This window comes from Geminicoccus sp., from assembly GCF_036263595.1.
Taxonomy (GTDB): domain Bacteria; phylum Pseudomonadota; class Alphaproteobacteria; order Geminicoccales; family Geminicoccaceae; genus Geminicoccus.
This window is the reverse complement of record NZ_DATAGQ010000222.1, coordinates 1-7,735: the sequence shown is the minus strand read 5'-3', so window position 1 is coordinate 7,735 and position 7,735 is coordinate 1. Positions and strand designations below refer to the sequence as shown.

The 7,735-nt window shown below is 62.1% G+C and carries 6 protein-coding genes and 1 pseudogene; 3 read left to right on the top strand and 4 right to left on the bottom strand.

From position 1 onward, the window contains the following. The first annotated feature begins 498 nt into the window (after positions 1–498). The gene (locus VHL31_RS24440) at positions 499–783 is read left to right on the top strand and encodes a hypothetical protein (protein ID WP_329663862.1); all 285 of its coding nucleotides are present in this window, start codon (positions 499–501) and stop codon (positions 781–783) included. Between the two features lie 840 nt (positions 784–1,623). Continuing rightward, positions 1,624–2,097, top strand: coding sequence for an AbrB/MazE/SpoVT family DNA-binding domain-containing protein (locus VHL31_RS24435; RefSeq protein ID WP_329663861.1), 474 nt, complete (start codon positions 1,624–1,626; stop codon positions 2,095–2,097). A gap of 289 nt (positions 2,098–2,386) precedes the next feature. Here VHL31_RS24435 and VHL31_RS24430 read toward each other — a convergent pair whose 3' ends face one another. Then, entirely contained in the window at positions 2,387–4,633 is a 2,247-nt protein-coding gene (locus VHL31_RS24430) for a PAS domain S-box protein (RefSeq protein WP_329663860.1), read from the bottom strand. A 229-nt stretch (positions 4,634–4,862) separates the two neighbouring features. Between VHL31_RS24430 and VHL31_RS24425 the strand changes: the two genes are divergently transcribed. Further along, a complete protein-coding gene (locus VHL31_RS24425) occupies positions 4,863–5,186 on the top strand; it encodes a hypothetical protein (RefSeq protein WP_329663859.1) in 324 nt (107 codons plus the stop codon). A 141-nt stretch (positions 5,187–5,327) separates the two neighbouring features. Here VHL31_RS24425 and VHL31_RS24420 read toward each other — a convergent pair whose 3' ends face one another. The 3 genes and pseudogenes from VHL31_RS24420 to VHL31_RS24410 form a co-directional block, all read right to left on the bottom strand. Continuing rightward, positions 5,328–5,606 (bottom strand): hypothetical protein, encoded by a 279-nt coding sequence (locus VHL31_RS24420; RefSeq protein ID WP_329663858.1) that lies wholly within the window; start codon positions 5,604–5,606, stop codon positions 5,328–5,330. Positions 5,607–5,699: 93 nt separating this feature from the next. Then, positions 5,700–5,933 carry a hypothetical protein gene (locus VHL31_RS24415; protein ID WP_329663857.1) on the bottom strand — a complete coding sequence of 78 codons (234 nt, stop codon included), beginning with the start codon at positions 5,931–5,933 and terminating at the stop codon, positions 5,700–5,702. A 351-nt stretch (positions 5,934–6,284) separates the two neighbouring features. After that, positions 6,285–7,489: pseudogene (locus tag VHL31_RS24410) on the bottom strand (IS5 family transposase). Between the last annotated feature and the right edge of the window lie 246 nt (positions 7,490–7,735).

The following is a 7,735-nucleotide window of genomic DNA, read 5'->3' as shown; positions in this document are numbered from 1 at the left end:
GCGTGAGCGTTTTGTTGCACGTGCCGACTGATTGAGGGGAACCCTCGACCGCGAGCGCCGTCGCATGAACCTGCATGTTCGTGACCATGGCTCTCGCACCTGGATGCCACAATGACACGCGCCGCATTGATCAAGCTCATGCCGAGCATGCGCAGTTCACCGCGGCCTGCTGAACTCTTGAACGCCGGCGCCTACAGTGAAGCCGAGTACATTGTTGGGATCATCCAAACGGACTTGGCCGAGATCGGCTACGTTCCAGTCGGAAGCACCTGGCTGCGGCCAGGTGAGGTGCCGCCGGTTGATTGGCACGTCTACAGCGAAGTCATCCGGTGGTGTAGGAAGGCTTCGCAAGATAATCCATTGCTATAACTGGCGAATATCATTGTACGCAGATGTGTCCGAGCTGCCATTTACATACACGGCATGATCTGGCCCTTGTTTCCTCGGCTCCTATCAGGTCGATCGTAAGCAACGATATTCTATCGTTAGGATAACAACGTGCCTCTTAATGCTGTTCTGGATGATCTTACCATTATATGCGATCTCATTAGTGTGGTTCAACCTGACGTCGTCGTGGAAGAGCAGCTTGGGCAACTAGAAGCCGCAACACGTATGGCTATTGCCCAGAATCCTTCTTGCTGTGCAGAGCATCTAACGGGTGCGGCTGGACAGGTGGTCCGGATGATCGCGCTAGAACAAGGCATGGATGATGATACTGCCCAGATCATCAGCTCGCGCTTCATGCACATGATCTCCGGACATGGGCATCCATCATTGGCCTGATTAATTTCCGCCGTTTGCTGGAATATTCCGGCACATCTAGATTCTTTAGCTTAGGTGTTCCTGTTTGACTTGATCAAGCCGCGCCTGCGTGTGTCCACTGGAACTACGCGGGCTGGGCATGTTTGAGCGGCTGAAGCATTTCTTTGGGATCGAGAAGCGCTACGACTTGGCGAGTTCTTTGCCAGAGATGCCAGCGCTGTTCGGTGCACACCCAAAGCCACTTTCCAGGTCGGCCGGGCTAGCGGCCTTCCATGGGCTGTTCGAAGCACGGGAAGTCCCAGCGGATCGACGCTCAGGCACAGGATGCCGTGCTCTCCAATGCAGCGCGCTCATGGAGTTGAGGCGGACATCTCCAAGCGCCACAGCATGACCGCTGACGAAGTGTGGACCATGCTCAATTGGTTGAATGGAGAACCAGGACGTGGACATGGGCGATGCGCAGGACCGCTGGCACGAAAGTCGAGCGTGCAGCGGCAGACGAGGCAGGCAAGGCTGCTACGGCCTCTGCTCCTTCCTGAGAATTCACGGGTCCTTCCTCGCCCCCCGCGCAATAGGGGAGTGCGCAGCCCGCGATCTTCCTAGTATGACACATTGCCAGGGGACAGCGACGATCAGGGCAAAGCCCTTGGCCGATCAACGGCTAAAGCTTTTGCTAGCGTATGCTCGGGCTCCGGTTGAGACAAAAGGTGTGGCTGCACGGGCTGGATAATAAGCGACATGACGGCTGCGACCTGATGACCAGGGACCATGCCGGCACCTGGCGGTTCATCAACGACGAGATCATCGCGATCTGTCGTTGGTCGAAGTGCTTGCTTTGACTATCCTGCAACGTGGTGAGCGATGTTCACGCACCTGCTGGTGACCACTTCCCCTGCCCCATCACATCAAAAGATGCTCCTCCCCATGCCCACTCTTCCCCTGCACGATCACGGCTGGCTTTCTCTACCTGCTGAGCTACGCAACCAGATGGGTCTTCAGACTGGTGACCGCCTGCAGCTCGAGATGATCGAGGGTGGCCTACGGCTGCGGCCGGCAGGTCAGGCGGCGATGCCACAGGTGGCTCAACCCGCACTTGCTGTGGTGGTACCGGACGCGCCACCGGCAAAGCGAGGTCGTGGCCGGCCACGCAAGCAGGTGCAGACCGAACCCCTGGTGGCCGAGCCGCAAGCAGAGCTGCCGCTACAGCCGGCAGTGGTCCAGCAAGAGGAGACACCAGCTACGGCCGCCTCGACCGCCAAGCGCAGTACGCGCGCCCTGCTCCCCAAGCTCAAGGTCGGTGGACGACGCAAGAACGAACCTGTCGGCACCGCCTGATTCTCGTTGGATGCAGATGGCTGGTTCCCGCCCCTGCCTTATCTGTGCTGGGCTCATACCGTTAGGGTGTACCCCAGCAAGGCAGCAGCACGAAACAGTAAAGCTCGTCTTGTATGAGTTCTTTCTGATCACCCGAGACAGCAGGCCGCGCAGGCCTGGATCCCAGCAAGACGAGGCCCTCCCCTGCACGCCCGGGTCGGCAACCTCGAGCAGGATCTTCATCCAGCGCACGGCACAGCGATGCGCCTCGAAGAGCTACGATCCGGTGGACCCGACCTCGGCCGGCTGTTCAGGCTTCGCCGCCATCGCCAGCTGCTGGCAGCTGCAGTCCCGCCGCCACCGCCATCAGCACGACTTCCGTCAGGGTGCTGACGCCCAGCCGCTGCATCAGGTGCGCCCGGTGGATCTCCACCGTGCGTGAGCTGATCCCAAGCATCGTGCCGATCGACTTGTTGGTGCCGCCGGCAAGCAGTCCTTCGAGCACCTCCCGCTCCCGGGCCGACAGGCCGTTGAGGCGGGCCCGTGCGAGTTCGGCTGCATGGTCGCGCTCCGTGCCTTCCCGTATGCCGGCCAGTGCCGACGCAACGGCGGCCAGGAGCGTTTCACGGTCGATCGGCATCTCCAGAAAATCGGCCGCCCCTGCCTTCATCGCCTGCACGGCAGCTCGTACGTCACGATGGTTCTCACCCAGGACGATCACGGGAAGCTCGATCCGCCGGGCCTTGAGCTCGCGCAGTACCGTCAGACCGCGTGCTTCGGGCGCGCCGATCAGCACGCAGCCAGCAACCAGGGCCGGCGCCACGTCGAGAAAGGCCTGCACCGATTCGAAGACCTTCACCTGGTAGCCGGTACCCTGCAGCAGGAGCGACAGGGTCTGATGCGACGTGTCACGGCCGCCAACGATATAGACCAGGGAACCATCGTCGCGGGTCATGTCCTGCGCGATGCCGCCGACCCATCGCACCCGCCCCTGCTTGTCGTGGATGGGGAAAAGCGCGTCCTGGAGCCAGCGTACTGCCCCATCCGCCCGGATGATACGGTACTCCTGGTTGACAATCTCGCCCCGCAGGGAGCGTTCCATGCCATCGATGGCGTTCTCCCGGTCGTCTGGATGGACCACCATCTCGACCCACTCACGCCAGTGCTGCTGCAGCATCGAGGTAGACGGCGCTCCCCATACCCGCGCGAAGACAGGGCTCAGGTACTCGATCTGCTCGCTCTTGGCGTCAACGATCCAGAGCACGTTCGTCGAGTGTTCAGCGAACAGGCGGAAGCGCTCCTCACTGTCGCGCAGCTGCTCTTCGGCCTGCTTGCGCGCGGTGATGTCGAGGACAGCGCCGGTGAACCTGGTCGCCTTGCCATCGACGAAGGTGGCGCGGCCGTAGCTCGAGACCCAGCGCTCCACGCCATCCTCGATGCCGATGACCCGGTACTCCATCTGATAGACGCCACCCCTCCCGGGATCGGTGGCTCGGGCGACGGCTGCTTCGACCTGCGGCCGGTCGTCCGGGTGGATGGCGGAGCGGGCCAGCGCCAGGTCGACCTCGGCCTCAGGCGGCAGGCCCCACATGGCCTTTAACCGCGCATCCCATTCGAGAACGCCGGCCTCGAGATCCCAGGCATAGAGCGACAGGCCAACGAGATCGACCGCGGCCTGCAGCCGCGCCTCGCTCTCCTGCAGTGCCTCCTCGGCCTGCTTGCGTCGCTGGATGTCGCGGAAAGCTACCGAGAGCCCCGCGCTGGATGGATGGATGTCGACCTCGAACCAGCGCCCCAGCAGCGGCGAGATGGTCTCGAAGTGCTCCGCCTTGCCGGTCTGCAGCACGCGCCTGTGCGCCTCATAGGCGGGTGTGCCCGCAGCGTGCGGGAATACCTTGATGATGGGCTTGCCCATCAGGTCCTGGGCTTCCTTGCCCCAGAACTCCAGTGCTGCCCGGCTGGCATGCAGGAAGCACAGATCCCGATCGAGCGCGTAGAAGGCCTCGCCGATCCCGTCGAGCACATCGCGCAGCTTGGCTTCGCTCTCGCGCAGCGCCACCGCCACCCGCGCCCGCTCGACCGCCTCCCAGGTCCGCTGGGCCACCTCCTGCATCAAGATCAGCTCGTCGTCACGCCAATGGCGGGGCTCTGCCTGGTGGGCATAGAGCGCCGCTGCCAGCTGACCGTTGTTCATGACCGGTACAAAGACGCCGGCACGGATGCCGATGGCGACGAACGCGTCGGCCACATCCGCAGCCATGGTGCCCGGTTCAGCCAGGGCATCCTCGAGCCGGATCGCACGGCCTGCCCGGAGTTCGCGGATAACCGGGCCGAAGCCGTCGCGGCGGTGTTGGCCGATGAGGCTCGGCATGACGCCGTCGATCGCATCGTGCTCGACGGCGAAGAACTCCGCATCCCCAGCGATCTCGCCCCAGCCCACGCGGCCGGCCTCAAGATGGCGGCCCAGCATCGCCACGGCAGCCGCCACGATCGCCTGCGGGTCAGCCAGGCCGCGCTGCCGATCGCTGAGCGCCAGCAGAAAGTCGGGAATGCTCATTGGACGGGACCCGAATGGCAAGGACAGCTGACCCTGCGGTTATTCCCAGCATGCGGCTGTGCTGCAAGTTCGGCTAGCGCGCCGACCCGCGGATGGCTATTCGGGAGCTCTAAGGATAGTTACTTAGGAACTACCCGTAGAGCTCCCTGTTTCCTCGGCTTCCCGCAAGCCACCCAAGGGTTAAGGCGGGAGGTCATCATCGCCCGGATTGCCCTTAGGGAATGACGAGATGAATGCTCATGCCGCCCTTCAAGACCTGGCGCTGACCTATCGCCTGATGTGTGCGATCCCGCTTGATCTTCCCGTCGCGCAGCAGCTGAGGCAGTTGGAAAAGGCAGCCTGTATCTATGCTCGCAAGAACCTCTCATGCGACAGGTCGCGGGTCACCATGGCATCGGATCGCGCGGCCCGCTTGATCATGGCCGCGCAGGGCATTGGCGAGGAAGCCGCCGCATCTCTCAGCACCGATTTCTCCTCGATGCTGGCCAGCCAGCTTGCGTCGACGGATCCTAACCCGGAGGGGGAGCAGCCAGGAGCCAGCAGGGCATCATGAAGCTCATGAGCGCCGGCGGCCGTCCCCCTCGCCTGCCCCGACGTCAGGCAGTGGCTAGCCCCGCTGCACGTGCTACTACTGACGGTCCGCTCCCTGCAATCGATGGAAGACGGTGCACAATCTAGGTCCCGGGTGGCCTACTCAGACGGAACGATACGCTGCTACCAACTGCTGGCTCCGCGAGCGCTTGATGGTGTCGCCAAACTTGGCTGAGTATTTTCTTTCTCCATCCACTCCAAAGCGCTTCACCAGTTCAGCATTGGCTGCGTAGCACATGCCAATGGCTCTGGTTTTGCCAATTCTGTTTACGTTCAGCTGTGCTGATCTGGCCCGTCGCACTTCGTCAAGAAGGTCATCATCCTTGAGATGCTCTAGATCATTGGCATAACGATTCATTTCCGCTTGAAGCACTCTGCTCATATGCACAAGTTGTTCCCCGTTTGTCCGCCGAAGCACACCGCATGGCCACTTCGCCACAAGCACCCATTACCGCGGGAATATGGCAAGAGCGGCTCAGACGATCCAGCTTGCAGACCAGTGCAGTTGCGCCAGTAGGCTTGCAGACCCGCCCATGATTTCGGGTACCAGATGCCCTTCAGCGCCGAGAAGCTGCTCATCCACGCTGACCTGAAGGCCAGCGCTGGAGATCGACCGACCGAGTGTTGGTGATTTGGCGAAGGAAACCCGCCGATCGGCAGGCGACAAACCCTCAAGAGGATGTTTCCGTACCGACAGCCAATCCGGCAAGGGTTGTCATGCAGCACGAGCGGCGGTGGACGATGCTTGGCTCCGGCGGCTTGGGAGGGTATCGGAGATCGGGTGGTTTCCGTCCTTCATTGAATCACGATGACTACACTACTCATAATGGCTACCCAAAGATGGCCACAGGTAGCTCCATCAATGTGTGCCAAGCGCAATCTATTATCTTACACATGCGATCTTGGCACCAATCACATACCACGCATTTGGACGATTTGAAGAAGCTGCTTTTGATGTTTGCTTGGGATGGATGATAGGATTGGGCGGGCTGCCGAGCCTTGAGCCGTCGTTGGATTTGGCGGATCAGCTCGTGTGGCTGCCTGATCTGACGGCATTTGGTCAGGCAGTGGCCTGCTGCTCGAGCCAGACGAGGCGGCGCATGTTGTATGCCATGTTCACCATGCCGATCTTCACCGTCGCGCGGGCCGAGCCGATAGTGCGCACGAACAGCCCCATGCGCTGCTTCTGCTCGGCGAACACATGCTCAACGGCCGAGCGGATGGCGGACCTGCCCCGGTTGGCGCGGCGATGCGGCCCCGGCATTGGCCGATCCTTGGGCTTCTTGAAGTGGATCATCGAGCGTCGGCCTGCAGCTGCCAGGGCTGCTTCATTCGCCTTCGATCGGTAGGCAGTGTCGGCCCAGACCCGGCTGTCGAATGCCTCTGGGTTCAGAAGCTCCGGCAGCCTCGCACCGTCCCTCCGCCGCCTTCTGGCGGCGTTCCTTTCAGGAGACGGATGAGCTGTCTGCTGACAGCTCATGGGCTGCTGCATGGGTCACGTGGAACCGGCGGATCAGCCGATGGCGTCGGTCGGTGTTGATGTGGCTCTTGTAGCCAAAGGCCGGGATCAACAGGCCTTCAGTCAGCTGCCCGCGGCTCTCCAGGATCGGCCCAGACTTCTTCTTCACCCGACCCCGTTTTACCGTCCATCATCCGTCAGCAGACGGATGATCCGACTCCTGAAGGGACGGCGGTCAGGAGACCGCCGAGGCGCGCGTCAATGTCCTTGTGCCGTGCCTTGGCCACCGGCCAATCCGGCCGCTCGCCGGCGCGGATGCGCTGCTTCTCCTCGACCGTCAGCCGCTGCCTGGGCGCCTCGATGATGGAGGCGTCGATCAACTGGCCGCCTAACGCCAGGTAACCTCGATCAGTCAGGGCTGCGTCGAACCGGACGAACACATTGTCCATGGCTCCGACCGTCACCAGAGCTTCTCGGAAGCGCCAGATCGTCGAGTAGTCCGGCACCCGGTCGGGCAGGCCCAGGCCGAAAAAGCGCATGAATGAAAGCCGGTCTCGGATCTGAAACTCTGCCTGCTCGTCCGACAGGCCATAGAGTGCTTGCAGGACCAAAATCTTGAACATCACTACCGGGTCGATCGGCGGCCGGCCGCCCTTGGCGCCGTCCGAGCGGCACAGCGCCTGGCCCAACAACGGACGAAAGATCTCGAAGTCGACCACCGCAGCCAGCCGCTCCAGCGGATCACCCGAAGCGCTCAGTGCTGCGTAACGCTCGTCGAGGTCGAAGAACCCAGGTGACCCACTCATCGCCGCTGCCCTCCTGCCGTCAGCAGAAGCGAATCACATCCGGGACCGCGGAGCTATGTTCTTCAAACCGTCCATTTGCGCGGCACGTGGGGAATTTTCACCACAGCCTTGTCCTAACTGTCTGGTTGTGAGACGTCATTGGCGCATGTGATGACGAGCATGGCCTTGGGCAGGACGCACGGATCGGACGGCGGACAGTAGGCGGGGTTGGTGAGGCCACAGCTTTGCGCCAGGTGCTCGCGGACG

Excerpts from the sequence above, each read along its gene's own strand:
- VHL31_RS24435 (WP_329663861.1), top strand. The coding sequence starts at position 1,624 with ATGTTCACGCACCTGCTGGTGACCACTTCCCCTGCCCCATCACATCAA.
- VHL31_RS24430 (WP_329663860.1), bottom strand. The coding sequence starts at position 4,633 with ATGAGCATTCCCGACTTTCTGCTGGCGCTCAGCGATCGGCAGCGCGGC.
- VHL31_RS24425 (WP_329663859.1), top strand. The coding sequence starts at position 4,863 with ATGAATGCTCATGCCGCCCTTCAAGACCTGGCGCTGACCTATCGCCTG.
- VHL31_RS24420 (WP_329663858.1), bottom strand. The coding sequence starts at position 5,606 with ATGAGCAGAGTGCTTCAAGCGGAAATGAATCGTTATGCCAATGATCTA.